Genomic DNA, 21,417 nt, shown 5'->3' with positions numbered 1-21,417 from the left:
AGCTGCTAGCGACCCTGGTCACGCGTTCAGCGGGCAGCGAGCTTAGGTATATGAAAGCCGGATACGTCTGCCAGCTTTCGCGTCCTTGCGACGCCGCATGGCGAAACCAAGGACCGCGAAACCCACGATCATCATTGTCCATGTGGCTGGCTCGGGGACTGGCAACTCAGGTTCGCGAACAACCTTCCCGAACGACAAAGTGCCCGCAAAACTCCCGCGTCCGCCCGTATAGCCGGCAACATTCAGGATATTAATCGCCTGCATCATCACGGGTGGAATGGTGCCGAATTCGGAAATGCCACCATCAGGACTGAAAAAGGCAAATGGAATTCCATTCAAGGTTGCTGAAGTAAAATTGATGTTGTTTGAAGCCGCCGTCGCGGGGCCAGTGGTAAGGGCTGCACCAACGAGTTGCCATCCGGGATTGGCCGCGAACGTGCCGCTAGCCGTAAAAATGCCAGCGCATCCTGTGGGGCCCAAATCACAGCTAACCTGATTCAAAGGGCCGATGCCCGACTGGAAAGTGCCTGCTGGATTTCCAGGACCGAAGTCAAACGAAATCACCGTTGCTGCATTTGCGTTGGGGCAAAACGAAATGCTCACTGCAAGCGCCGCAAGAGAAGCCAATCTTTTCATAGCTCTTTCCTAAATTTGCTACTTCGACTCGTGCCCTCCGGCCCAAGTATAGCAGAAAAGGAAGCCTTTAATACGCATCATTCGTCAGGTAATAGGATGGGCAAGTCACCCCTGCATTTCCAACATTCGATTTCTCGAGCATGCCTCTGCAATTGTAGAAAGAATCTGCAATTGTAGGAGAAACGGACTCACGGTTGATTTGTTCCTACGACTCAAAGTTGTCGATGACCCCATCGTCCGCATTCCACCCAATTGCAGCCTCACCATTCAGCCAGATCAACAAAGCCGCCGTGAAGCCGTCTCCTTCCGCCACTCCTCTGCGGTCGGCATCAGCGGGTGGTCGATGCGGTGGAGGATCTTCCATTGGCCGTCCTCGCGCACGAATTCGTCCTCGTACCAGCCGGCGAGGGTGGGGGTCGGGTGGCCGCCCTCGCCGCGCGGTGACCATCAGGTGGCGCGAGCGGGCGGTGGCGTGGTCGCCGTCGACGTCTACCGCGATGTTCGAGACGAGGTGATAATCACTGGCGTTGACGAAACCGGCGGGCGTCGGGCCGAAAAGGCCGGTGAGCATGGCCTTGATCTCGTCAGGACCGTGGCGGACGGTGTTTCCGGTTTGCCAGGTGCCGTCCTTGGCGAACAGGGCCGCGTAACCATCGAAGTCGCGCGCATCGAGCCGGGCGGCGTAGTTGGTTACGACCCGCTGGATCGCGAGCGTGTCTTCGGCCTTGCGCAGGCGCTGCTCGGTCGAGAGCGCCAAAGAGCCTGTTGCCGGGCCGGCGGCCGGCCCTCCCCCGGCGGCGGGTGGCTCGTTGGGATCGCGGAACGGGATTTGCCCCCACGTCGTCCGCCGGGCGATCTTCCATTGCCCGCCCTCGCGCACGAACTTGTCAACGTAACGCCCGGCGAGCAGCGGGGTCGGGCGGTTGTCGGTCGAGGCGGTCCAGAACAGGTACTTCGATTCCACCTCGGCGGTGTCGCCGGCGATAGTGATCACCGGGTTGGTCAGCATGTGGTAGTTGGCCTTGTTGACGAAACCGGGCTCGGGCGCGCCCATGTTGTCGACCAGCATCTTCTCGATCGCCGTCGGGCCGGTAAAGGTGCCGAACCCGCCCTGCCACACGCCGTCCTTCGCGAATAGCCCGGCGTAGGCGCGGTAGTCCTTGGCATCGAGGAACTTGCCGTATTCAATCAGCACGCGGCGGATCGCGCTCTCGGCCTCGATCCGCTCGACCCGCTGTTCGAGCGTCAGGTCCTGCGCGGTGGCGGGCGCGGCTGCGAACAGCAACGCAGCAATCGGGACAATCTTTGATGCCAGCTTCATTTCGTTCCCCTCCCCGTTCGTGTCGAGCCCAGTCGAGACACTTTCGCCAGCACCTCTCGACTTCGCTCGAGGCGAACGGTGACCTTGGTACTCCAGAGATTACTCCTGCGCCACGCCCGGTGACACTACGGGCCGAGGGTCGTATGATCGGGGCCGGAACAGGAGACACCCATGCTCAAGTCTGCCCCAGCCGCCCTTGCCGCCGCCCTGCTTGTCTCCACCGCCTGCATGGCTGCCGCAGCCTCGCCCGACGTTACCGCGATCGTCGCCGACCCGGCGCGGCCCGAGGCTGACCGCGCTCTCGACGCCTCGCGCCACCCGGCCGAGCTGCTGGCCCTGCTCGATCTCAAGGAAGGCCAGACCGTCGCCGACATCTGGCCGGGCGATTACTGGGACCGCCTGTTCGCCGACGCCGTCGGGCCGACCGGCAAGGTCTATGCCGCGCACCTGACCGAAGCCGACGCGGCAGAAAAGCAGGTCACGCCGCCTCCGGGATCGATGCCCATCCCCGAGCACCCCAATGTCACATCGGTCTCGACCACCGCCAACACCTTCAGCCTGCCGAGCAAGGCCGACGTGATCTGGTTCCGCCAAAACTACCACGACCTCTACGACAAGTTCATGGGCCCTTCGGACGTCCCGGCGTTCAACAAGGCGGTCTATGAGGCGCTCAAACCCGGCGGTCGTTTCGTCATCATCGACCACACCGGGAAGCCCGGCTCGAGCGTGGAGGCGATGGAGAAGCTGCACCGCATCGACCCCGCCGTGGTCAAGCAGGACCTCGCCGCGGCGGGCTTCAGGCTCGTTGCCGAGAGCGACACCCTGCGCAACCCTGACGACGCGCTCGACCTGATGGTGTTCAATCCCGCAATCAGGGGAAAGACCGACCAGTTCGTCTATGTGTTCGAGCGGCCTTGAGCGAGGTCGGGCGTGAAGAGGTAAAGCAACCACTGAGGGACAAATTACGGTAGTTCGAACAATCCCCGCATTGGAGGCCCAATTCCGAAACGAAAAGTGATGCGTCCCAAGAGCCCGAAACATACCGTTTGACTTGCTGGTTGAGCTTCCTTTTCGCGGCCGCCGTCGGGCGAGCGCAAAGCTGCCAGTCTGATTCGGTATGCTCACGCACGAATCGGTTGTCGCAACTCAAATGCTATGCAGTACGATCACTCCCCTAGCAGGCACCGTCACTTGCACTTGACCAATTCCATCCGCATTCACGGTCGTGTTGTTCGAGGTGCTGCTACCGTCACCGACAATGGATAAGTGATAGGTCCCATGCGTCAATCCGGCAATTTCGGCAACTGATGCGTTCGGAGAGTAAACGGCAATAACCTCAGAGCCGTCAGGATTGCGGAACGCAATTATTTCATCGCTACCCAATTGGCGCGCCGTCGCGATCGCTCGCGCGCCGAACTGAACTTCGCGCTGGATCGCTGCGATTCGAGCAAACTGAGGAGTTAACGCAAGTTGACCAACAGGACCGCGCCACAAGACATATCCGTTCTTGGCTGTGTCTTTCGAACTTGCAGCGTCCACCACGCCATAGGCCTGCCACGCGCTTGCGCCACCAAATGCCATGTCTGTAAAGAAGTTTCCGATGTCAGCGCTCACGTACTCCAGCATTGCGGTTTGAGCACCATATACCGAGGCACGCTGTCGAATACCCGCGATTGCGCTGTCGGCGGACTTTCCATCGTATCTATGATAAGAAACTGAATCTATTGATCCAGCGGCTCCGGGGACAGTTTCGAGACTATTCAGGAAATTGACCACAACCGATGCACGCGACGTCGATGGCGCGATAATTTTCGGGCTGAGCCCGTTAGATGCCAGCCGACGATTGAGAGCAATTATCGCGTAGCCGATATTCGAGCCTGTCCAGCCATCGCCATTGTCTGGTTCGAGAATGATTTCGACAGCATCAGGGGCGAGGCCGTATTTGTCGCGAAGTCTTGTCGCGCCCAGCGTCATGATTTCGGCATATTCTTCCGCGTTGCGAGAAACGGAAAGGCTGCCCTTCAATGGAGTCCAATTGAAGTCAACGAAGCATAGATTGACGTAAAGACTAAGCCCCTTCTTCGTGAGTTCGCTTCTTAGAGGAAGGACAAAATTTTCGATATAGTAATCGAACGCCGCCCATTGAAATCCTCCAATATTAGCGACATTTGCATTTCCGTTATCGTTAATCTTTTCATATAAATGATCATGAAAAGTGCTATAGCTGATTTTATTCTGCGTAAACTGAGTCCAATAATCAACGGGATTTTCCAATCCACTCCGCAGTTCGACTCTCACGCGATTGATACCGCCAAGCTCGACTACGGCGTGCGTGATTTCAACTTTCTCTGACAGCCATGTGGGGTCGTATCGATCATTGGACTTGTCAAATTCCCAAAACCGGGGGGTTACCTCCCAACCAGTTATCGTCTGGCCAAGTTGGGCCGAGTTTATCGAGAGTTTCGATGTGACGGGACCGCCCGCGCTGGGACTTGGGGTGGGTGAAGCACTGGGTGCCGGCGATTGAGTGGCGGTCGGGAAAGGAGGACTGGAACCATCCGATCCTCCGCAAGAGACAAGCAAGATCGAAAGCGCCGCAGCCGAGATCCGAAGCGCGACCCGCTGCGAACAGATTGAGATTGCCAATTTCAACTCCAATTCTCTTTTTTGGATCAGCTTTGAACTCTTGATTTGCTGCGATGGTTCGGAGCTGACACGAGATCAGCTGCTGACTGCAACGTCCCAATCGATCTTGCGCTGGGTCAAGTTATCCAACCTTGCACAAGTACGGAATAGTCCGGTCAATCGGCTCAAAATCGCGATCAAACTGAAAACCTTACTCGTCTTGATTCTACCACCCGGCGGTGACGCAGCTGCGCAATATGATAATGGATGTACTGTCAGTTCTCGTCTCATTAAATGTGCGAATAACAGAAGCGTTGCTTTGCACGGAGGCTGCAGCTGGAACGGCAAGCGTCGAACGGTCACTCTGCTCGACATAGCGCTGGTCGTGCTGCGCTTCCTAATCGCCAGCAAGCTCGTTTGCTAGTCGACTGAAGAACCAATCGGAAGAACCGCAGCCTACATTATCGCTGTGACGACCGCCAACACAAGTTGGCGGAGCCGCGTCGCCACCTCGGCATATAGCATCTGGTTCGCTGGCTTCATTAGCTTTGACGGAATGACCGTGGCAGCTTCGCACTTCGAACGTGTCCCGGGTGCGGGCGCTACCATACCAATTTTCTCAAAATGGTCCCTATTTCACAGACGCGTCATCGCTCGTGCGGCAGTCTAGTTGCTCCGATTGAATAGTTGTTGTCGGGCGAACACACGGCAATCACTTCTCTATGCACTCTGAATCAGTCAAATCGGCATCTGGTGGTGTTTCCACTCATACGATTGTTGCCGGTGCCACTCTCATGGTCTCCGCATTTGTTGCTTGGAGCAGATGAATACGTTTGCAACGTAGAAAATGTGCAAGAATCGTTTGCGACTTACTAGAAGAACTGTGCAACCGCCGTCCATCCAATTGCGGACTTTTACAGAGTTCCATTCAATAACTCGTGTTTGGGTTCGTGATCGAAAATCTCATACAAGTCTATGGAATCTTGCGGCAAAGCCAAGCCAACTTGACCTCTGCCAGCCCAGACAACTTGCGCCGCGATGCATGCAAACCCCTCGAATACTACCAGCAACGTGCTGCCGATATCGTTGACGGTTCCCAACTCGACCTGCAAGCCGCTTGGGGAGACATTAACGACTTTTGCGGTCTCTCCTCCCACCGACACACTATCCTCTTTACCAATTATTGGAGGATACCGCCTTTCCAAGCGGTGATCTGCCAAGCGAGAAGTGTGACGCCTTATGAGCCCCTGCAGCGATCTGCACCTTGATTGAGTTTGTTTCTTTGCGAGAATTCGCATAAACGGCTCTGCCTGACCTGCAAGTATTTGCTCTTTCCTAGATTTTGAAGATTCGGACGCTCGGTTCGCCGGCAGTCTCTGACCCGGTCTGGCTTCGACGTTGGCGTGACCAGAATTCAAGAAATAGGCGACTACCGAGGGATGAAGAGGCCGATCAAACGCTATGCCAGCGCCATTTCGCTGTACCCAACGTATCGTGGCAGGTTGGCTGTCAAGACCTGGCAATTCGACGCTTATGGCCTGCGGCACTTGAGCCAGAATGCCATCTGCAATGGTGCAACCAAAGGGTGAAATATCTGTCAGCAGGACTTGTTGCGGATCGATGCCGCAGTCGCTGATTGAGATCTTCAATTTCAGCGGGGCACGGAACCCACGGCGCCGTTCTTTACGCATGCATTTGCCCTGTTCCAATTCGTCCATCATTTTGCCTCCGTCACGATCTCAACAGCGGAAGAGCCGTTAACACTGCAATCGCAATATCTCGGAATCGACGCTGTCGTTCTGACTACCAGACACACTTCCGACCCAAAATTCACGCACGCGCAATCGGACCGAGCAGGGCTGTGCCATATTGGGGTTAACCTGAAGGGAGGTATATTCTGTTCAAATGCATTCTCGCCGCCATGGACTATGATGAGGTTCGGGTGAATGAAGTCGCTACAGAAGTTCGCCTCAGTCCACGCCAAAGCCCACGGTCACTTAAACACAAAACACCACCTCGCCGACCAAGAGACCTACAAGCCTGCCGCTTGGCCGCGCTGCTCGAGTGCCCATCGCTCTTGGCCTGAGACGTGCCGGAGTAAGGAACAGCCGAGCCAATCGAAGGCAAGTCCTCGTCAGACCAAGAGCTCCTTTCCGTGCGATCAACTGGCCTTCACCCTGTTGGCAAAGCTCTTGCGCAGCTTGAGCAGCTTGGGCGGGATTACAGCAAGGCAGTAGGGGTTCCGCTGGCCTTCGCCCTCCCAGTATTCCCGGTGGTAGTCCTCGGCCGGGTACCATGGGCCAAGCGGTTCGATGGTGGTGACCGCCTGCTGGCCGGGATGGTCGTCGTTCCAGCGGGCGATGGCGGCTTCGGCTTCGGTCTTTTGCTCGTCGTTGAGCGGGAAGATCGCGCTGCGGTACTGGGTGCCCACGTCGTTGCCCTGGCGGTTGAGCTGGGTCGGGTCGTGGGTGCCGAGGAAGACGTCGTAGATTTCGGCCAGCGAGATCGTGGCGGGATCGAAGGTCACGCGGATTGCCTCGGCATGGCCGGTGTCGCCGCTGCAGACCTGCTTGTAGGTCGGGTCGGACACCGTTCCGCCGGTGTAGCCGCTTTCGACCTGGCTCACCCCGATCACGTCGCGGAACACCGCCTCGGTGCACCAGAAACAACCGCCCGCAACAATCGCCGTCTCGCTCATGGGAATCTCCTTCGAGTGCACAGAAGTAGGAATTGTGCCCGCGCTTGTCATCGTAGGAACAGAGGATAGTCTGTCCGGCCTGAGGAGAATCCCGATGAGACGCACATTCCTTGCCGCGACGCTGTTGGCATTGGCCGCTCCGCTTGCCACCTCGCCCGCGGCGGCGGACACGGCCGCACTGGCCCAGGTGCTGGCGCACGATCGCCGAGCGGACGATCGCGCCCGCGATGAGTGGCGCAATCCGGCCGAGACTCTCGCCTTCTTCCGCGTCGAACCGGGGATGACGGTGGTCGATTACATGCCGGCAGACGGCTGGTACTCGCGGGTCATCATCCCTTACCTCGGTGAATCGGGCACTTACCTAGGGCTCAATCCCGATCTCCATCCGCGCATGACCGGCTACTGGGACATGTACCGCAACGCGGCCACGCGGATCCCGGATGATGCGCGCAAGTGGGTCGGCGGTGAGGGTGCTCGGGTGCTCGGCGCGAACACCGATACCGTTCCGTCCGAACTGGAAGGCACGGCCGACCGCGTGCTCGTCTTCCGCGAGATGCACAACATGCGCCGGTCGGGGTGGCTGCACGATTCGATGCTGGCCTTCCGCAAGCTCCTCAAGGCCGACGGAATGGTCGGCGTGGTCCAGCATCGCGCTCGCGCCGATGCGCCCGCCGCCGAGACTCTGGGCGACAAGGGCTACCAGCGCGAAAAGGACATTATCGCGATCTTCGACAGCTATGGCTTCGACCTCGTCGAGAAGAGCGAGATCAATGCCAACCCGAACGACCCGGCGGACTGGGAAGGCGGGGTCTGGTCACTGCCGCCGGGAATGCGTGGCGCGACCACCGAAGCTGAAAAGGCGCGGCGCAGCGCGATCGGCGAAAGCGACCGCATGACGCTGCTCTTCCGCAAGCGTGCCTGACCTGCCGAGTTCGCTTGTGCGCAGCGCCGGGGGCATTAGATAGCGGCGCATGACCAAGCTTACCGTCGCAGCATTGCAACTCGCGCTGGGTTCCGCCGACGAGGGCGAGAACATCGCCGCCGTCTCCGCGCTGGTGGAGGAAGCCGCCGCCGCGGGCGCGCGGGTGATCCTGCCGCCCGAGCTGTTCTCCGGCCCCTATTTCTGCGCGGTCGAGGACGATGCGCTGTTCGCGCTGGCCAGGCCGACCGCCGAGCATCCCTCGGTAGTGGCGATGCAGGCGCTGGCGAAGGGTCTCGGCGTGGCGATCCCGACCAGCTTCTTCGAGCGCGACGGGCACCACTACTACAACACCATGGCGATGATCGGCCCCGACGGCGAGATCATGGGCACCTATCGCAAGAGCCACATCCCCGACGGCCCGGGCTACGAGGAGAAGTTCTATTTCCGCCCGGGCAACGATGGGTTCAAGGTCTGGGATGTCTTCGGCGCGTGCATCGGCGTCGGCATCTGCTGGGACCAGTGGTACCCCGAAACCGCCCGCTGCCTCGCGCTGATGGGGGCGCAGGTGCTGTTCTACCCGACCGCCATCGGCAGCGAGCCGAAAGACGCCGAAATGGACACCAGCCGGATGTGGCGACGGGCGATGATCGGCCACGCGGTTTCCAACTGCATGCCGGTGGTCGCCGCCAACCGCATCGGGCCCGAGCACGGCCAGAGCTTCTACGGCCACAGCTTCATCTCCGACGAATGGGGCGACTACCTCGAGGAATTCGGCTGCGACGAGACCGGGGTGCTGGTCAGCACGCTCGACCTCGAAACCGGTCGCAAGCACCGCGCCAGCTGGGGCTTCTTCCGCGATCGGCGACCCCAGCTCTACGGGCGGATCTGCAAGGATATCTAGCGCCGTAGCGCCAGCGCCTGCCGGAAGACGCCTGCGAACATCTCCGCCGTCAGCCGTCCGGTGTTCACGTTGTAGCGGCTGCAGTGGAGGCTATCGAGCAAGGTGGTCCCGTCGGGCAGGTGATGGACCGCGCTATGGGCGAAGGGGTGGCGCGCCAACGCTAGCCGGTGATGCCGTAGCACGGCCTCGTGCGCGTCCTTGCCGATGGCGAGCACGACCTCAAGCGATGGCAGGGCGGCCAGTTGCTTCGAAAGGTAGGGGCTACAGCGCTGGAACTCGTCCCGTGTCGGCTTGTTGCTCGGCGGCAGGCATTTCACCGCGTTGAGGATCATTGCGCCCTCGAGAACCAGCCCGTCGCCCGGTTCGCCGCGATAGGTCCCGCGCGCCAGCCCGGCATCGGCCAGCGCGGCAAACAGCAGGTAGCCCGCGCCGTCGCCGGTAAACGGGCGACCAGTCCGGTTGGCGCCGCGGCGCCCGGGCGCGAGGCCGACGATCGCCAGCCATGCCTCGGGATCGCCCCATGCCGGAACCGGCGCGTTCCACCAGTCCGGCTCCTCGGCCCGCAGCGTCTCGCGCAGTCGCACAAGACGGCGGCAGCGGCGGCAGTCGTGCGGCGGCTCGCTGGCGGAAAGAGGCGTTTGCACGGGCACGGTCGCCGGGTAAGCCAGTCGCGATGCCCGCCGCAACCGCCTATCGCTACCTGATCGCCCTCGGCTCGAATGTCCGCCACGTCCGCCACGGCAGCCCGCGCAGGGTGCTCGCGGCGGCGCTTCAGCGGCTGCAGGCGGAAGGCGTCGAGGTCCTCGCCAGCGCCACGCCGGTCGAAACCGCGCCGGTCGGCCCGTCGATCCGCCGCTATGCCAACTCCGCCGCCGTCATCGAAACCGACCTCGACCCGCCCGCCTTGCTTGCCCTGCTCAAGTGCATCGAGCGCGACTTCGGCCGGCGCAGCGGCGGGCAGCGCTGGCGGGCCCGGGTCCTCGATATCGACATCGTGCTGTGGAGCGGCGGCTGCTTCGGCGCGAGCGACCTCGTCGTTCCCCACCCGCTGTTTCGCGAGAGATCGTTCGTCCTTGCCCCGGCGGTTCGGATTGCGCCCGACTGGCGCGATCCCGTGACGGGCCTCTCCATCAGCCAGCTTCACGCCCGCTTGACCCACACCCGGACGCTCCCTAGGTGACCGCCGAAGAGTGTAACTCTTGGGCCCTTAGCTCAGTCGGTAGAGCAACTGACTTTTAATCAGTAGGTCGCTGGTTCGAACCCAGCAGGGCTCACCACTTTTCAATAAGTTAGGCGACAATCACGGCACAGGTGCACAAGGAATAAGCACCTGAGGGCCTGTTGCCTCGGGCTAAGTTGCAGTGCACACTCTCCCGAAAAAGGGGGGAATCATGGCCACCAAGAAGCGTAGTTTCGCTGACATGACCCTCGATCGTCTTGTGGAATTGGTTGCGATCGTGGTTGCGGCAATCTTTACAATTTATTCCGCGCAGAATTGCGGCAACTTCATTGCAGCAAACGCAAGAACTCACCGCGCAACAGATCGAGTACGAGAGCCGACGCGATACCTATGATGATTTCGCCCAAGCGCTGGCCGACTTCAGATCAGAACTCTACGAAATCCGCAATCGCCTTCCATTCGACATCGAAGAGCCTTCTGTGGTCAACCGAGCTGACGCATCCAGTCTTGAGGAATTGCGAATAGTGTTGAGCCAATTGTTGCGGCGAAGCTCACATTTGGCGCGAGTGTTCAGAGAGCGATGCCAATGTGGCCGGAAAAAACCCGTGCGAAGATGCTGGAGGTGCAATCCCATGGGATGAAATTGGCTGAATGTTTCGAGGCGGACGCCATGCGGTCCTTGGACGAAAATGAAGTCGCAGAAGTTAGGGAACTTCTGAACTTGAAGTGCCGAGCCCAAGGGCAGGAATCCAAATTTTTCGATGAAGACTCGGACGCTGCGTACGTCCTTATGGCGAACCAAATTTATGATTCGCTGGAAAACCTTGGCGCTAAGCCAGATGCTGATTAGCCACGCGCCCTCGCGCGCAACTCCCGCAGCATCTTCCGATTGAGCGGTACAATCTTTGCCGGATCGATGACCAAGGCGCTTCCGTCGCGTGGGTCGACCAGGCAGTCGATCTGAGCGAACTTCAGAATGTCGAAGTTCATGCGCGGCCAGATCCAGCGCTCGCAATAGGTCGGATTGGTAGCGTCCATGAGGGCAGTGCGCGGCTCCCCGATGCGGTGCACCTCTTTGCGACTGGCAAACATCGGGGCGCATTCCGGGGCATAGTCGGGGCCCTGGAGCCCCTCGACCATATGGAGCGTGAGAGTTTAGGCCGCCTTCGACGGCGTCCCTGGGTTTAGCCTCCCAATGTCATCATCCCGCCGCCTGATGATCTTCTTCTCGAGCACGATGCATTAGAAAATTGCACCTCCGCTGTAGGTCGACACTAGCGCGTCATGGCAATCTGCCCGGCCTCTCTCGATGAGATCGGTTTCGACACGCCTGTCGACGCGGCGGCCGGTCCCCGGTTCAAGAAAATCCCGATGACAAATGAGGGCGTTTTGAGCCGCCAATTCCACGTTGTAGACGCGAGATCCCGTTCCCCGGCTCAGACGCGCTGCAGCTACGGCCGCTAATGTCAGGTTTAATCTCGGTCGTCCATCGTGACGCCGCCGCGACCCGAAAGCTGTCGTTCGTTTACGTGGCGGCCGCGTAGCAGCGATGATCATCTCGCTCAAAAACAAGGTGGGGTAGGTGCCTTCGCACCCACCCCACTTGATACTCGCCAACCAATGTGGCTTAAGCCGCTTTGTCTTCAGTCAGTTGCGGCGTGTCATCGTTGACATACTCGCGGCTTCCGATGGCGATCTTGCGCGGCTTGAGGGACTCAGGAACGATCCGCTGGAGCGAGATCGTCAACATGCCGTGCTCGTAGTTCGCATCGCGCACTTCGACATAGTCGGCCAGTTGGAACCGGCGCTCGAACGCGCGGGCAGCGATGCCGCGGTGCACGAATTCGACGCCTTCCTCGTCCTTCTCGGTTTTCTGACCGGAGATGACGAGCTGGTTCCGCTGTGCAGTGATGTCGATTTCGTCAGGACGGAAGCCGGCGACCGCAAGAGTGATCCGGTAGCTGTCCTCTCCAGTGCGGACGATGTCGAACGGTGGGTAGCTGTCCTGCGTCTCGGCGCGGAAGCTGCTTTCAATTGCGTCAAAGAGCCGGTCGAAGCCGACCGTCGAACGGCGATAGGGGGTCAAATCAAATGCAGTTCTCATTTCCAAATCCTCCTTGTTGAGCAATCTGGGCATGAGAGGCGCCGGGAACCAAGAGCCGACGCCCTCTGTCCAACCGGACCCGTTTTGGCATCCGGCACTCAGAAAACTAGGAAATACGCTATTGGTTTCAAGACCTGATGATAATTTTGTCCTCGCAATTTCAGTACTTTGAGAGAGAAGACCAGGCGCACCGGTACAGGTACTCCCGGCCTTCTTCCAAGAGACAAAATGGTAGGACCTAACCCGTTGTTACGCGGTCAGCCGATCGCTTCTCGCGTGATTGGAAACGCAGGTTTGCATCTGGTCCTTGAGCGCCAGTTTGAGCTTCTTCAGGCGGGCAATCAGAACTTCGTCTGGCCTGGGTCGCCTGCTTTCCAGCCGGATTTCGTCATCCAGACGCGCATGTTCGCGTGAAAGATACGCAAGGTACCTGTCGGTCATGTTCTCCTCCTCTCATTCGACCGATTGATCCGTGAAGTTCCGCTCGGAACCTGTCCGAATTCAGCCAACGTGAGCAGGTGCCGAACGGGCATCACTGGCCGGGTAGTTTGCGAGGATTGGAGAGCGCGGAACAAGATCCGCGCTCTCCTCACCTAGTTAGAAGTCCATCGCCGGCATCGGTGCTGGCGTGTCTTCCTTCGGCAGTTCGGCCACAAGCGCCTCGGTGGTGATCAGCAGCGAGGCGACCGAAGCCGCATCCTGCAGCGCTGTGCGGACAACCTTTGCCGGATCGATGACACCCGACTTCACCAGGTCTTCATATTCGCCGGTCGCGGCGTTGAAGCCATGGTTGTAGTCGTCGCCTTCGAGCAGCTTGCCGACGATATAAGCACCGTCTTCGCCCGCGTTCTCAGCGATCTGGCGAGCCGGTGCGCGCAAGGCGCGACGCACGATGTCGATACCCGACTGCTGATCGTCATTGGCGGCCTTGAGGCCTTCGAGCGACTTGAGCGCGCGCAGCAGGGCGATACCGCCACCCGGCAGAATGCCTTCTTCGACGGCCGCACGGGTCGCGTGCAGCGCGTCGTCGACGCGGTCCTTGCGCTCCTTGACCTCGACCTCTGTCGCACCGCCAACGCGGATGACGGCGACGCCGCCAGCCAGCTTGGCCACGCGTTCCTGCAGCTTTTCGCGGTCGTAGTCGCTGGTCGTGGTCTCGATCTGGGCACGGATCTGGCTGACCCGGGCGTCGATGTCGGCGTTGTTGCCGGCACCATCGACGATGGTAGTGTTGTCCTTGTCGATGATCACCTTCTTGGCCCGGCCGAGCATGCCGATCGTGACGTTCTCGAGCTTCGTACCGAGTTCCTCGCTGACCACATTGCCGGCGGTCAGGATGGCAATATCCTCCAGCATGGCTTTGCGGCGATCGCCGAAGCCCGGTGCCTTGACGGCCGCGACCTTCAGGCCGCCGCGCAGCTTGTTCACCACGAGGGTTGCCAGGGCTTCGCCTTCGACGTCCTCGGCGATGATCAGCAACGGCTTACCCGACTGCACGACCTGTTCGAGCAGCGGGATCAGCGCCTGCAGGTTCGACAGCTTCTTCTCGTGAATGAGGATGTACGGATCCTCGAGTTCCACCTTCAGCTTTTCGGCATTGGTCACGAAATAGGGCGAGAGGTAGCCGCGGTCGAACTGCATGCCCTCGACCGTTTCGAGCTCTGTCTCGAGGCTCTTGGCTTCCTCGACCGTGATCACGCCTTCATTGCCGACCTTCTCCATCGCTTCGGCAAGGATGCGGCCGACGGTTTCGTCGCCATTGGCGGAAATGGTTGCGACCTGCGCGATCTCGCTGTTGGCCGACACCTTCTTGGCATGGCTTTCGAGGTCCTTGACCACAGTGCCGACGGCGAGGTCGATACCGCGCTTCAGGTCCATTGGGTTCATGCCGGCAGCAACCGCCTTGGCACCTTCGCGCACGATGGCTTGAGCCAGAACGGTGGCGGTGGTGGTACCGTCACCCGCCTTGTCGTTCTGCTTGCTGGCGACTTCGCGCAGCATCTGCGCGCCCATGTTTTCGAACTTGTCCTTGAGTTCGATTTCCTTGGCGACGGTAACGCCGTCCTTGGTGATGCGGGGAGCACCGAAACTCTTCTCGATCACCACGTTGCGCCCCTTGGGGCCGAGAGTTACCTTGACCGCATTTGCAAGCGTATCCACGCCGCGCAGCATGCGATCACGCGCGTCAGACGCAAATTTTACTTCTTTCGCAGCCATCTGGCCTGCTCCTTTCTCTTCCTTCGATTGAACTGAAGATTGGGTTGGTTGCTTACGCCGCCTTCTTGAGTTCGGCGGTGGCTTCGATAATGCCGAGGATGTCGCTCTCTTTCATGATGAGCAGATCCTCGCCATCGATCCGCACTTCGGTGCCGGACCACTTGCCGAACAGTACACGGTGGCCCGCCTGGACGGCGAGTTCGACCAGCTTCCCGGAATCGTCACGCGCACCCGGGCCGACGGCGATGACTTCGCCTTCCATCGGCTTTTCCTTGGCGGTGTCAGGAATGATGATGCCGCCGGACGTCTTCTCTTCGGCCTCGATGCGGCGAACCAGCACACGATCGTGCAAAGGTCGGAAATGCATGCATAACCTCCATTACAAAGCGAAATGACTTACAGCGCCTCCCCCGGATGATCGGCAGGAGGCATTTCGCGATCTAGTTTTGCTGAAAACCGCTTCAAGAGGCCCAAAGCAATTTTTTTTGGCACTCACCGATCGCGACTGCCAGCAGACGTGTTTCGCTGGCTATATCAGGGCCTTGACGGCGCAATTCTGATTCCCAAAATATGCCGAGCGGAGCAATCCGCAGTGAGCGACAAGCGGCAAGACAGAAAGGAGGATGTTCTCATGTCGCAACCTTTCTCACGGTATCTGCATCCATTCGATGTAGCGCATCACCCCTCGCTTGAGCCCGAAGTGAAACGAGCCATCCTGGCATCCTGGGCGCCCGATCGGCATGCCGTCGAAAACCATTCTGCGATGCGCCAGCCTCCCGAACTCAAAGGCCCGGTTTCCGTTGACGATGTGTTCGCGGCACTGCGCTCGCTCGATGGCGCAGATGGCCAGCCTACGCTGCAATGACCGACCGCGCTTTCCTGGTTCAGCTGGAAGGATACGGACTGACCACGGCAGAAATCTGCTATTTCATGCCCGATCACCCCTCGCTCCTGCAGATCTATGCCTGGCAGGAATATGATGCTGCACCGGATTTTCCGGTGCTGTTCGATTTCCTCGCGCATTGGCGGCGCGAGATCGGGGCGGAGATAAGGTCAGTCCGTATCGCTCACGACAAGCTGATCCGACCCGCAAACTGGCGTTCGGCGGACGGCGTGATTTCGTGGGATTGATTTGTCGAGGTTAACCGGGTTTAGCTTACAGGGAAGTTTGCTTTAGGATTATGGCGCGCGGCAGCCTTTTCACAGGACAGACCGAAAGCGGAATGACCGCACATGGGTCATGAGCGGCACGTCGGCTTTTCTATGCTTTAGGCCCGAAAGCGGACAGGCAGCTTACGGCCCAAAAGCCGGCGTGCTGGCGCCGATGGAAACCTTCGGTGGTCGGGGCAATCGGCCTAGATTTTGTATCAGACCAGATCCGACCTCACTTCGGTAAGACCCGTATTGCGCCGGTCAATCTGAAGCTTTCCGAGGCACCAGGTGCTTGGGTGAGCCCCGGGCGCGAGACAGGTTGCCCACCGCCGACCCAGAAATTGACTGTACCCGGATGAACGGCGCGCACGCCCTGCACATCCACGGTGCTGAGCGCGCGTTCGTCCAGGTCGAAGGTGACAGTGCGCTTCTCGCCCTTCGCAAGGTGAATGCGATCGAAGCCGGCCAAGGAGCGGATCGGCTGATCGGGCAAGTCGGACCGCGAAAGGTACAGCTGGACGACCTCGTCGCTATCCATCGCACCGGTGTTGGCGACGTCGACAGTGACGGTGACCGTACCGTTTGCGTTCACTGCTGCGCTTGGGTTCGAATAGGCGAAGCTGGTGTAGCTGAGCCCGTAGCCGAACGGATAGAGCACTTCGCCTTTGTGGTACTTGTAGGTGCGATTCTCCATCGAATAGTCGGTAAAGCCCGGCAGGTCGTCGAGATCGTGGTAGAAGGTCACCGGCAGGCGTCCGGCGGGACTGTAATCGCCCGCGAGTAGCTGCGCCACCGCGTGGCCACCGCTGCCGCCCGGATACCAGGCCTCGACGATGGCCGACACGTTTTCGTCGGCCCAGTTCACGGCCAGTGCGCTGCCGTTCATGAGGACAAGGACCATCGGCTTTCCGATCGCGTGCACTTGCTGCAGCAGATCCTCCTGCGGTTTGGGCAGACCGATCTTCGTGCGGTCGCCGCCCGCGAAGCCGTCGGCTTCGACCCTCATCTCCTCACCCTCGATGCGAGCCGAAAGCCCGCCCACGAAGATCACGAGGTCGGCGTTGCGGGCCGCTTCCACCGCACGTTCGCCGGTGTCACCGGGCCGGTTCCAGACCAGCCACTGCTCACCGCGCTGACCGCGTTGCCAAGACTCGACCCGGATGGGATAGACCTTGCCGGCTTCGAGGGTCGTGCTGCCCGACAGGATCGAAGGCGCGTCGCCCACTCCCCATTCCTCAACAACGGGTTTGCCGTCCACGTACACGCGGTAGCCGTTCTCGGACGCAAAGCGGAAGTTATAGGTCCCGCTTTCCGGTGCCTTGAGGAAGCCTGTCCAGCGGATCGAACTTTCGCGCCCAGCGCTGCGCCATTGCACGTACGGACGCTCCTCGACCGTCGTCTCTGAAGGCGTTCCCTCGAGGTTGCGGTTATCGAAGTGCTCCGCGGTGAGCCCCTGACGCGAGCATGCCGCATCAACGCACAGCGCCGCAGGATCCACGTCCACCTCTGGCGCGCCGACGAGGCCGGTGCCCTGAATGTACTCGATCTCGCTGTCTGGAAAGCGCGCGCGAATGCCGTCGAGCACCGTCACCGGGTCGCTCGGTGTACCGTAGTAGTTACCAACGAGCGTGTCGAAACTGTCGGCGTTGGGCCCGAGCACCGCAATGCGGCGCGGCGCCGACTTGAGCGGCAGCAGGTCGCCCTCGTTCTTGAGCAGAACCATCGAGGCCTTCGCCATTTCGAGCGATTTGGCGTGATGCTCCGGCGTGTCGAAATCGCTCTTGGTGATGTCCGCCCAGGGAAGGCTTTCGTACGGATCGAACATTCCGAGTTTCATCCGCGCGGTGAAAAGGCGCACCAGCGCGCGATCGAGAATTTCCGCGGGGAGAACTCCGCGCTGGACGGCTTCGATGATCTGTTCGGGCTCGGTCGTCAGGTTGTTGCGGTAGTCGCCGCAGATCACGTCCATGCCCGCGATGAAGCCGAGTGCGACACCGTTCACACGGTCGGTCTCGTAAGCCAGCGCATCTTCGCGATAGATGTTGGCTGCACTGCCGCAGTCGGTGACGACGTAGCCATCAAAGCCCCACTGCTTGCGGAGCTTTTCTTCCATCAGGAACTGGCTGGCGCAGGCCGGCACGCCGTAGAGCGCGTTGTAAGCGCACATGATCGATCCGACCTTGCCGTCACGCACTGTGGTGCGGAACGCCGGGAGATAAGTTTCCTCCAGATCCTTGGGAGTGGGGTAGAAGTCCTGCTGGTGACGCCCCTGCTCCGGCCCGCTGTGGACCGCATAGTGCTTCGAGGTGGCGATGGTCTTGTAGTACTTCGGGTCGTTGCCCTGGAGGCCCGAGATGAACGCCTTGGCAATCTCGCCGGTCAGCAAGGGATCTTCGCCGTAGGTTTCCTGCCCGCGGCCCCAGCGCGGATCGCGAAAGATGTTGATGTTCGGAGACCACACGGTGAGGCCTTGGTAGAATCCGCTGGAGCCATCGGGCTGCAGGGTTTCAAGATATTTGGCGCGGAACTCGTCGGAGATGATCGTCGCGCTTTCGTGCATCCGATCGGTATCCCAGGTTGCCGCCATGCCTATCGCTTGCGGGAAGACGGTAGCGACGCCGGCGCGGGCAACGCCGTGAAGCCCCTCGTTCCACCAGTTGTAGGCAGGAATCCCGAGCCGCGGAACTGCCGGAGCGGTATGTCCCGCCTGGTGCGCCTTCTCCTCCAGCGTCATGCGCGAAACGAGATCCTTTGCACGCGTTTCGAATTCGAGCGACGTGTCCAGATAGATGGGCTTTTCCGACGGCGCAGGCGCGGAGGCCGCCTGCTGCTGCCCAGCGGGAGAAGCACTGGCGGGCGTAAGCGCTGCCAGCGGAAGGAGGACGGACGCGGCAATACGGATGGGACAATTCTTCACGGGGTCTCTCTCTCCACAAACCGGCTGGATGAAATTTCCACCGATCTCTCTCCAAAGGGACAGTGCATTGGGGTATCAAGAGGGTCAATAGGTAGCGCTACCATTACCCGGATTTGCGGCGGGTTGGGGCGGTACCAGATTGGCAGCCTTCCAGCGTCTCGCGACGCACAGCTGCCGGTCTGAAAACAGCCCAATGGCCGCCATCCGCGACGCATGAAGCGGCAGGTCTGGAACTGGGCCGTTAGCGGCTGGTCTGCCCTTGGCGCTCTGCCAGCTCGGCGTTGAGGTCGCGAACTTGGGTGGAAAGCGGACATGGGCAGAGTTAGGTTGTCATTGCGTCCCGCTTGAAGAATAATCCCTGATCGAGGGGGAAGCGGATTGTCCGATGTCTTCATCTCCTATTCGCGCAACGACCGGCCAATTGCCGAGCGACTGGCGGGCGCTCTCGAGGCAAGAGGCGTCAGCTACTGGATGGACAGCCACCTGACGGGCGGCACATCCTTCACCAAGGTCACCGAGGACGAACTCAACAAAGCGGGCAAGGTAATCGTGCTGTGGTCGAAGACCTCGGTCGAATCCGGCTGGGTCTGCGACGAGGCACAGGCCGGCCGCGAACAAGGCAAACTGATTCCGCTGACGATCGACGGCAGCCAGCCGCCCATGGGCTTCCGGCAGATCCAGACGATCGACATGGCGGACTGGACGAGGCACGGCCACGCGGACCTGCCCAAGGCTCTGCTCGATGCGCTGACGCTCGGGAGCGAGGCCGGCGAAGCGACAAGCAACTCAATGTTCGTAAGCCGGCGCAAGGTCATTCTTGCGGCTGCAATCGCGCTGATTTTCACCGCGATCGCGGGCATCATGCTGCTCAGCGGATCGCTGATCGGTGGACGGGCCGCAGAAGCGCGGATCGTTGTCATGCCGCTCACCGCGGACGGCAACGATCCCGACGAAGGACCGCTCGCAGCCGGGATCACCTCCGAACTGATCATCCGCCTGCGCCGGGTTCCCGAACTCCAGGTCGCGACCGGCCGCGCGGACGAGCCGCCGGGCGACAATGCGCTCTACGGCTCGGTGCGCAAGGACGGCGAGCAATTGCGGGTCGCGGTGCGGCTCGAGGACAAGGCAGGGAATGTCGTCTGGTCGGACAATTTTGATCGCACGCTTAACGATTTGCTCTACGTCCAGGAGGATATCGCCAAGGCAGTCGCCGATACGCTCAGCGTCTCGCTCGACGTCGGGATCAATTCGCGCGCCTATGGAGGGACCGACAATCCGGAGGCCTTCGCCAATTACGTCCAGGGCCGATCCTATCGCTACATTCCCGACCGCAGCCGCCCCACCGCCTACCTTGAACGCGCGGTCGCGCTCGACCCCGATTTTGCCAAGGGCTGGGAGGAACTCAGCTACATTTACGGGGTCTCGATCTACTCGGCAGGGACCGAAGAGCGGCTCGCCGATCTAATGGCCAAACTCGACTACGCATCGGCAAAGGCTCTCGAGCTCAGCCCCGACCTGTGGAACGGTCTCTCGGCCAGGGCATGGTATGATATCGCCAGGGACGATCTGCGAACGGCCGCCGGGAAATATCGCCGGATTGTAGAGCTCGACCAGGGCAGGGACCCCGACCTACGCAACTCGCTGGTGACCTATGCAATCCAGGTCGGACGCAACAAGCAGGCAATCGAAATCCAGCGATCGATGGCGCTGATCGACCCGATCTACCGCCGCACGACACCCGAGTTCGCATCGGACTATCAGCAAGGCCGATATGCAGAGATGTTGCGCAAGATCGACGAAGCGGCGCGGATCGATCCAACGATAAGGGGGCAGAATTTCGACAGCATATTCTGGGCCAACGTGTTTACGGGCAACTACGCCGAAGCGAGAAAGACCGCCGATGAGTTCAACATGGGCCCGATGACGAAGAGCCTGCCCGACTTCCACTTCGATCCCGTAGCGAATCCCGACTATCCACCCGATCAGCTCAAACTCTGGGCCGACCGGACCTATGGCGTGGGCGGCAGGCGGCAGCTTGCGATGCACGCCGCGCTCGCGAGCCAGTTCGACCATCAGGATGTCGCCATGAATTACCTGCGCCTGGCGTTTGAGCGGCCGGGATATGGCGCCTATTGGATGATCTGGCAGCCCGCGCTCGCCAAACTCCGCAAGACTGATGCATTCGAGGACTGGGTTACCGAGATCGGGCTCGTCGATATCTGGCGCGAGGATAACGACTGGGGCGACTATTGCGCGCCGGTTTCGGAGACCGAGATTGCCTGTAATTGAATGTCCGCAATTGGGTCGCTTGCGGACTGGCAGCTTTCAGTCCGCATTGTGCGCCAAGCCGTCCTCCCGCTAACGACCCAATAGCGGCCCTAAGTTGCTTGTTGGTTCGCTTCTGAATTGGGCGGGGCAATCCGAGCGAGAAAGGCGGGCAGGAGATTGATGAAGTTGCCGAGGTGAAACCCGTTCCACTCGGGTCCAAAATTGAAGACCAAAATCATGAAACCGATCCAGCCGCCGGACAATGCTGCATCGCGCAATCGGCGATAGGTTATCACGATCGACGGCATTGTCAGAGCAATTGCACCTTAACCTATTGGCCATAGCTCAGGGCTGCTGTCAGTCTCGCCTTGTCTCTGGCTTCGCGCCTAGGATCAGAGGTGTTTGGCCAGAATTCGGGCTTCCGAAGCTGGTCAATCTCATCCAAAATCGACCAAGTGCAGTTAGTCTGACAATGC

Annotated in this window: 23 protein-coding genes and 1 tRNA gene; 11 read left to right on the top strand and 13 right to left on the bottom strand. The window is 60.1% G+C overall.

Translation table 11 applies throughout. From position 1 onward, the window contains the following. Nucleotides 1-42: 42 nt before the first annotated feature. The gene (locus tag GRI89_RS09155; protein WP_159794396.1) at nt 43-636 is read right to left on the bottom strand and encodes an FxDxF family PEP-CTERM protein; all 594 of its coding nucleotides are present in this window, start codon (nt 634-636) and stop codon (nt 43-45) included. A gap of 205 nt (nt 637-841) precedes the next feature. Further along, entirely contained in the window at nt 842-1,957 is a 1,116-nt protein-coding gene (locus GRI89_RS09150) for a nuclear transport factor 2 family protein (protein WP_159794394.1), read from the bottom strand. Nucleotides 1,958-2,128: 171 nt separating this feature from the next. Between GRI89_RS09150 and GRI89_RS09145 the strand changes: the two genes are divergently transcribed. Then, entirely contained in the window at nt 2,129-2,875 is a 747-nt protein-coding gene (locus GRI89_RS09145) for a class I SAM-dependent methyltransferase (RefSeq protein WP_159794392.1), read from the top strand. 228 nt (nt 2,876-3,103) lie between these two features. Here GRI89_RS09145 and GRI89_RS09140 read toward each other — a convergent pair whose 3' ends face one another. Further along, nucleotides 3,104-4,231 (bottom strand): hypothetical protein, encoded by a 1,128-nt coding sequence (locus tag GRI89_RS09140; RefSeq protein WP_159794390.1) that lies wholly within the window; start codon nt 4,229-4,231, stop codon nt 3,104-3,106. Between the two features lie 253 nt (nt 4,232-4,484). Here GRI89_RS09140 and GRI89_RS09135 point away from each other — a divergent pair, with 253 nt between their 5' ends. Further along, nucleotides 4,485-5,006 (top strand): hypothetical protein, encoded by a 522-nt coding sequence (locus tag GRI89_RS09135; RefSeq protein WP_159794388.1) that lies wholly within the window; start codon nt 4,485-4,487, stop codon nt 5,004-5,006. Between the two features lie 490 nt (nt 5,007-5,496). Here the strand turns inward: GRI89_RS09135 and GRI89_RS09130 are convergent, their stop codons facing one another. Continuing rightward, nucleotides 5,497-6,303: a hypothetical protein gene (locus GRI89_RS09130; RefSeq protein ID WP_159794386.1), complete on the bottom strand. Its 807-nt coding sequence runs from the start codon at nt 6,301-6,303 to the stop codon at nt 5,497-5,499. Nucleotides 6,304-6,743: 440 nt separating this feature from the next. Continuing rightward, the gene (gene msrA, locus GRI89_RS09125; protein ID WP_159794384.1) at nt 6,744-7,280 is read right to left on the bottom strand and encodes a peptide-methionine (S)-S-oxide reductase MsrA; all 537 of its coding nucleotides are present in this window, start codon (nt 7,278-7,280) and stop codon (nt 6,744-6,746) included. A gap of 94 nt (nt 7,281-7,374) precedes the next feature. Here msrA and GRI89_RS09120 point away from each other — a divergent pair, with 94 nt between their 5' ends. Together GRI89_RS09120 and aguB are read left to right on the top strand one after the other, a co-directional pair. After that, on the top strand, nt 7,375-8,202 hold the full coding sequence (locus GRI89_RS09120; RefSeq protein WP_159794382.1) for a class I SAM-dependent methyltransferase: 828 nt from the start codon (nt 7,375-7,377) through the stop codon (nt 8,200-8,202). Nucleotides 8,203-8,251: 49 nt separating this feature from the next. Then, complete coding sequence (gene aguB, locus GRI89_RS09115; RefSeq protein WP_159794380.1) at nt 8,252-9,103, top strand: N-carbamoylputrescine amidase; 852 nt, start codon at nt 8,252-8,254, stop codon at nt 9,101-9,103. Here aguB and GRI89_RS09110 read toward each other — a convergent pair. Then, nucleotides 9,100-9,753 carry a uracil-DNA glycosylase gene (locus tag GRI89_RS09110; protein WP_328598183.1) on the bottom strand — a complete coding sequence of 218 codons (654 nt, stop codon included), beginning with the start codon at nt 9,751-9,753 and terminating at the stop codon, nt 9,100-9,102. The genes aguB and GRI89_RS09110 overlap by 4 nt on opposite strands. A 23-nt stretch (nt 9,754-9,776) precedes the next feature. On the opposite strand from GRI89_RS09110, the gene folK reads away from it, so the two are divergent. The 4 genes from folK (at nt 9,777) to GRI89_RS09090 (ending at nt 11,133) form a co-directional block, all read left to right on the top strand. Next, complete coding sequence (gene folK, locus GRI89_RS09105; RefSeq protein ID WP_159794378.1) at nt 9,777-10,283, top strand: 2-amino-4-hydroxy-6-hydroxymethyldihydropteridine diphosphokinase; 507 nt, start codon at nt 9,777-9,779, stop codon at nt 10,281-10,283. A 21-nt stretch (nt 10,284-10,304) separates the two neighbouring features. Beyond that, a tRNA-Lys gene (locus GRI89_RS09100) sits at nt 10,305-10,380 on the top strand. A 114-nt stretch (nt 10,381-10,494) separates the two neighbouring features. Further along, on the top strand, nt 10,495-10,677 hold the full coding sequence (locus tag GRI89_RS09095; RefSeq protein WP_159794376.1) for a hypothetical protein: 183 nt from the start codon (nt 10,495-10,497) through the stop codon (nt 10,675-10,677). 192 nt (nt 10,678-10,869) lie between these two features. Further along, nucleotides 10,870-11,133, top strand: coding sequence for a hypothetical protein (locus tag GRI89_RS09090; protein WP_159794374.1), 264 nt, complete (start codon nt 10,870-10,872; stop codon nt 11,131-11,133). On the opposite strand, the gene GRI89_RS09085 is transcribed toward GRI89_RS09090, so the two are convergent. The 5 genes from GRI89_RS09085 to GRI89_RS09065 all read right to left on the bottom strand — a co-directional run bounded on the left by GRI89_RS09085 (nt 11,130) and on the right by GRI89_RS09065 (nt 14,971). Further along, entirely contained in the window at nt 11,130-11,423 is a 294-nt protein-coding gene (locus tag GRI89_RS09085; protein ID WP_159794372.1) for a hypothetical protein, read from the bottom strand. The genes GRI89_RS09090 and GRI89_RS09085 overlap by 4 nt on opposite strands. A gap of 487 nt (nt 11,424-11,910) precedes the next feature. Beyond that, nucleotides 11,911-12,420: an Hsp20 family protein gene (locus tag GRI89_RS09080; RefSeq protein WP_328598182.1), complete on the bottom strand. Its 510-nt coding sequence runs from the start codon at nt 12,418-12,420 to the stop codon at nt 11,911-11,913. A gap of 216 nt (nt 12,421-12,636) precedes the next feature. Continuing rightward, complete coding sequence (locus GRI89_RS09075) at nt 12,637-12,828, bottom strand: DUF465 domain-containing protein (RefSeq protein WP_159794370.1); 192 nt, start codon at nt 12,826-12,828, stop codon at nt 12,637-12,639. Between the two features lie 156 nt (nt 12,829-12,984). Continuing rightward, complete coding sequence (groL, locus tag GRI89_RS09070) at nt 12,985-14,604, bottom strand: chaperonin GroEL (protein ID WP_159794368.1); 1,620 nt, start codon at nt 14,602-14,604, stop codon at nt 12,985-12,987. A 52-nt stretch (nt 14,605-14,656) separates the two neighbouring features. Beyond that, on the bottom strand, nt 14,657-14,971 hold the full coding sequence (locus tag GRI89_RS09065) for a co-chaperone GroES (protein ID WP_159794366.1): 315 nt from the start codon (nt 14,969-14,971) through the stop codon (nt 14,657-14,659). Between the two features lie 264 nt (nt 14,972-15,235). Between GRI89_RS09065 and GRI89_RS09060 the strand changes: the two genes are divergently transcribed. Further along, complete coding sequence (locus GRI89_RS09060; protein ID WP_159794400.1) at nt 15,236-15,469, top strand: hypothetical protein; 234 nt, start codon at nt 15,236-15,238, stop codon at nt 15,467-15,469. Continuing rightward, entirely contained in the window at nt 15,466-15,735 is a 270-nt protein-coding gene (locus GRI89_RS09055; protein ID WP_159794364.1) for an usg protein, read from the top strand. The genes GRI89_RS09060 and GRI89_RS09055 overlap by 4 nt, the downstream gene beginning before the upstream one ends. Before the next feature lie 253 nt (nt 15,736-15,988). Here the strand turns inward: GRI89_RS09055 and GRI89_RS09050 are convergent, their stop codons facing one another. Continuing rightward, nucleotides 15,989-18,673 (bottom strand): glycoside hydrolase family 3 protein, encoded by a 2,685-nt coding sequence (locus GRI89_RS09050; RefSeq protein WP_201290900.1) that lies wholly within the window; start codon nt 18,671-18,673, stop codon nt 15,989-15,991. Between the two features lie 378 nt (nt 18,674-19,051). On the opposite strand from GRI89_RS09050, the gene GRI89_RS09045 reads away from it, so the two are divergent. Then, entirely contained in the window at nt 19,052-20,962 is a 1,911-nt protein-coding gene (locus tag GRI89_RS09045) for a TIR domain-containing protein (RefSeq protein ID WP_159794362.1), read from the top strand. 89 nt (nt 20,963-21,051) lie between these two features. Here GRI89_RS09045 and GRI89_RS09040 read toward each other — a convergent pair whose 3' ends face one another. Beyond that, nucleotides 21,052-21,249 carry a hypothetical protein gene (locus GRI89_RS09040; RefSeq protein WP_159794360.1) on the bottom strand — a complete coding sequence of 66 codons (198 nt, stop codon included), beginning with the start codon at nt 21,247-21,249 and terminating at the stop codon, nt 21,052-21,054. Nucleotides 21,250-21,417 lie beyond the last annotated feature (168 nt).

Source organism: Croceibacterium salegens (assembly GCF_009827435.1).
Classification (GTDB): domain Bacteria; phylum Pseudomonadota; class Alphaproteobacteria; order Sphingomonadales; family Sphingomonadaceae; genus Croceibacterium_B; species Croceibacterium_B salegens.
This window is presented reverse-complemented; position numbering and strand designations above follow the sequence as displayed.

Excerpts from the sequence above, each read along its gene's own strand:
- GRI89_RS09155 (WP_159794396.1), bottom strand. The coding sequence starts at position 636 with ATGAAAAGATTGGCTTCTCTTGCGGCGCTTGCAGTGAGCATTTCGTTT.
- GRI89_RS09150 (WP_159794394.1), bottom strand. The coding sequence starts at position 1,957 with ATGAAGCTGGCATCAAAGATTGTCCCGATTGCTGCGTTGCTGTTCGCA.
- GRI89_RS09145 (WP_159794392.1), top strand. The coding sequence starts at position 2,129 with ATGCTCAAGTCTGCCCCAGCCGCCCTTGCCGCCGCCCTGCTTGTCTCC.
- GRI89_RS09130 (WP_159794386.1), bottom strand. The coding sequence starts at position 6,303 with ATGATGGACGAATTGGAACAGGGCAAATGCATGCGTAAAGAACGGCGC.
- msrA (WP_159794384.1), bottom strand. The coding sequence starts at position 7,280 with ATGAGCGAGACGGCGATTGTTGCGGGCGGTTGTTTCTGGTGCACCGAG.
- GRI89_RS09120 (WP_159794382.1), top strand. The coding sequence starts at position 7,375 with ATGAGACGCACATTCCTTGCCGCGACGCTGTTGGCATTGGCCGCTCCG.
- aguB (WP_159794380.1), top strand. The coding sequence starts at position 8,252 with ATGACCAAGCTTACCGTCGCAGCATTGCAACTCGCGCTGGGTTCCGCC.
- folK (WP_159794378.1), top strand. The coding sequence starts at position 9,777 with ATGCCCGCCGCAACCGCCTATCGCTACCTGATCGCCCTCGGCTCGAAT.
- GRI89_RS09095 (WP_159794376.1), top strand. The coding sequence starts at position 10,495 with ATGGCCACCAAGAAGCGTAGTTTCGCTGACATGACCCTCGATCGTCTT.
- GRI89_RS09090 (WP_159794374.1), top strand. The coding sequence starts at position 10,870 with ATGTGGCCGGAAAAAACCCGTGCGAAGATGCTGGAGGTGCAATCCCAT.
- GRI89_RS09085 (WP_159794372.1), bottom strand. The coding sequence starts at position 11,423 with ATGGTCGAGGGGCTCCAGGGCCCCGACTATGCCCCGGAATGCGCCCCG.
- GRI89_RS09080 (WP_328598182.1), bottom strand. The coding sequence starts at position 12,420 with ATGCCCAGATTGCTCAACAAGGAGGATTTGGAAATGAGAACTGCATTT.
- GRI89_RS09075 (WP_159794370.1), bottom strand. The coding sequence starts at position 12,828 with ATGACCGACAGGTACCTTGCGTATCTTTCACGCGAACATGCGCGTCTG.
- groL (WP_159794368.1), bottom strand. The coding sequence starts at position 14,604 with ATGGCTGCGAAAGAAGTAAAATTTGCGTCTGACGCGCGTGATCGCATG.
- GRI89_RS09065 (WP_159794366.1), bottom strand. The coding sequence starts at position 14,971 with ATGCATTTCCGACCTTTGCACGATCGTGTGCTGGTTCGCCGCATCGAG.
- GRI89_RS09060 (WP_159794400.1), top strand. The coding sequence starts at position 15,236 with ATGTCGCAACCTTTCTCACGGTATCTGCATCCATTCGATGTAGCGCAT.
- GRI89_RS09055 (WP_159794364.1), top strand. The coding sequence starts at position 15,466 with ATGACCGACCGCGCTTTCCTGGTTCAGCTGGAAGGATACGGACTGACC.
- GRI89_RS09040 (WP_159794360.1), bottom strand. The coding sequence starts at position 21,249 with ATGCCGTCGATCGTGATAACCTATCGCCGATTGCGCGATGCAGCATTG.